This is a genomic window from Pseudoalteromonas sp. ESRF-bin5 (genome assembly GCF_002632075.1).
Taxonomy (GTDB): Bacteria; Pseudomonadota; Gammaproteobacteria; order Enterobacterales; family Alteromonadaceae; genus Pseudoalteromonas; species Pseudoalteromonas marina.
On sequence record NZ_NTLW01000039.1, the window covers coordinates 1 to 2519 of the forward strand.

The window sequence follows — 2519 nt, forward strand, 5'->3', positions numbered from 1 at the left end:
TCAAAGCGAAGCGCGGTAACCGAAGACTCTGAATTGCCAATTTCTGCTATTTTTTGTCCTGCCTTAACTTTTTGCTTTTCTTTTACAAGTAATTTCGAGTTATGTGCATAAGCACTTAGATAATCATCATTATGTTTCAAAATGATTAAATTACCATAACCTCGAAGCGCGTTACCCGCATACACCACCGTTCCTTGTGCAGCGGCTAAAACTGTAGCCCCCATTTTATTAGTAATTTGTAAGCCTTTATAGCCGTTTTCCTTATTAGAAAAGCGTTTGGTAATTTTGCCCTTTGCTGGCCAAAACCACTTTAATTTACCGCTCGACAACTGCTTTTGGTTACTAACTTTATATTTGGCTTGTTTTTGAACATACTCTCGTTTTTTTGGCTGATCAAGTCCTTTCTTTAATTTTTTGTTATTATTTTGTATGTTTTTTCTAGACTTTTTACTCGAATTCGTATATTTTTTTGAGCTTTTAATTTTTTTGATAGTGGGAGAGAGAGAGATTGACTGGCCTGGATATATAACATAAGGACTTGAAATTAAGTTGTTTTTAGCAAGTTCTCTAAAGTCTTTTCCTGCGCTAAATGCGATTGAATAAAGTGTATCTCCTTTTTGTACTGTATATTTGCCATCTACAATGTTAATTAAATAGTTTGAGTCATTAACATTATTATTTAAGCTACTAACGGGCGCTGGAACATGGCGAGATGAGCAACCAAAGAGAAAAACACTAATGAACAAAGCAACATAAAGCATAAATTGTCTATTCATCGTGCTTTTCTCCATGTTTAAGTAACATTATTTTATATAGCTTAACGCAACAAAAAGTACGCAACGGCTATTAATATTACTAATCCCCAGCCAAGCACTTCAATATACTGACGTAATTTTTTCTCCATTTGCGCTCCGCCCCATTTCATAAGCGCAGCAACTAGAAAAAACCGGGCACCGCGCCCGATTGCAGAAGCAATTAAAAATGGTAAAAACGCCATCTGTAAAACGCCCGCACCAATTGTAAATACTTTATAGGGTATGGGTGAAAAACCAGCTAAAAATACTACCCAAACGCCATACTCTTTAAACCAATTTAATGCTACATCAAACTTTTCTTGCCAATGCATCTGTGCAATTAGCGGCTCTACAACAGGTTCAAAAAGCCAAAAACCAAGTAAATAGCCAATTACCCCGCCCAGCACAGATGCAATCGTCGCGAAGCTTGCAAAACGCCAGGCCTTACTAGGTTGAGCCAGCGACATTGGCGCTAACATTACATCGGGTGGGATAGGAAAAAAAACAGACTCGGCAAAACTCATTCCTGCTAAATAACGCTCCGCATGGCGGTGCTTTGCCCATACTAGGGCCATATCGTACAACTTAGTAAACAACTTCAAAGTGAATTCCTATTCAATATCACCAGGTACCAAAGGTACAAATCTTACTGGTGCAATAACATGCTCTGTAAAGCTTTCGCCCTTTCGAATAACCATTATTAATTTTTGATCAGCTTCGCCAACCGGCGCTAATAATACACCGCCATCGGCGAGTTGACTTAACAAACCTTGAGGTAAGGTGGCAGCCGCAGCGGTAACAATAATACCGTCAAATGGTGCTTGAGATTGCCAGCCTTGCCAGCCATCTCCATGTTTCATTGTTACATTGTATAAATCAAGCTGCTGCAGACGCCGTTTAGCCTGCCATTGCAAAGCTTTGATCCGCTCAACAGAATAAACGTTAGTAAACGTTTTAGCCAATACCGCTGTTTGATAGCCAGAGCCCGTGCCAATTTCTAATACTTTATCGCGCACACCGGCCAACCTCAAAAGCTCCGTCATACGGGCTACAATATAAGGCTGCGAAATAGTTTGCCCTTGCCCAATAGGTAGCGCTGTATTTTCATAAGCTTTGTGCTGCAACACGTCGTCAATAAATAAATGACGAGGTATACCTGCAATGGCATCAAGTACGCCTTGATCCTCAACACCTTCACGTTTAAGTAAATCTGATAACGCTTTCGCACTTCGCGTGTAATTAGCGAGCACGATTTATCTCCAAATTAGATAACCAGTCCCCAACTGCCTTAATGCTATTGTGTGCGGTCATATCAACACTTAGTGGTGTCACCGATGCAAAGCCATTATTAATGGCGTAAAAGTCAGTTCCTTCACCTGCATCACTCTCTGTGCCAAGCGAGCCATACCAGTAAATACTTCGACCCCAAGGGTCTGTTTGCTTGGTCATAGTTTCAGCTTTATGCCGAGCGCCTAAACGCGTAACCTGCACACCTTTTAATTCACTTAGTGGAACATCGGGCACATTAACATTAATAATTTGGTCTTTTGGTAATGGGTGCGATGCAAGTTCTTTAATTATATTAACTGTTACCGCGGCCGCTGTTTCAAAGTGCTCGCCATTGTGTGAGCAAAGTGAGACTGCAATAGCAGGCAACCCCAAATGACGACCTTCGGTCGCTGCAGCAACAGTGCCTGAATAAAGCGTATCATCACCTAAATTGGC

The 2519-nt window shown here is 40.9% G+C and carries 4 protein-coding genes; all 4 read right to left on the minus strand.

What is annotated here, in order from left to right; all coding sequences use genetic code 11:
* On the minus strand, positions 1 to 776 hold a 776-nt coding region (locus BCG07_RS01005; RefSeq protein WP_286888126.1), incomplete at its 3' end, for a peptidoglycan DD-metalloendopeptidase family protein.
* Positions 777 to 817: 41 nt separating this feature from the next.
* Positions 818 to 1396, minus strand: a complete 579-nt coding sequence (locus tag BCG07_RS01010) for a YqaA family protein (RefSeq protein ID WP_008126892.1) — start codon at positions 1394 to 1396, stop codon at positions 818 to 820.
* A gap of 9 nt (positions 1397 to 1405) precedes the next feature.
* Complete coding sequence (locus tag BCG07_RS01015; protein WP_006791960.1) at positions 1406 to 2044, minus strand: protein-L-isoaspartate(D-aspartate) O-methyltransferase; 639 nt, start codon at positions 2042 to 2044, stop codon at positions 1406 to 1408.
* Positions 2034 to 2519, minus strand: a 486-nt coding sequence (gene surE, locus BCG07_RS01020; RefSeq protein ID WP_286888130.1) for a 5'/3'-nucleotidase SurE, incomplete at its 5' end; no start/stop codon positions are given. The genes BCG07_RS01015 and surE, both read right to left, overlap by 11 nt.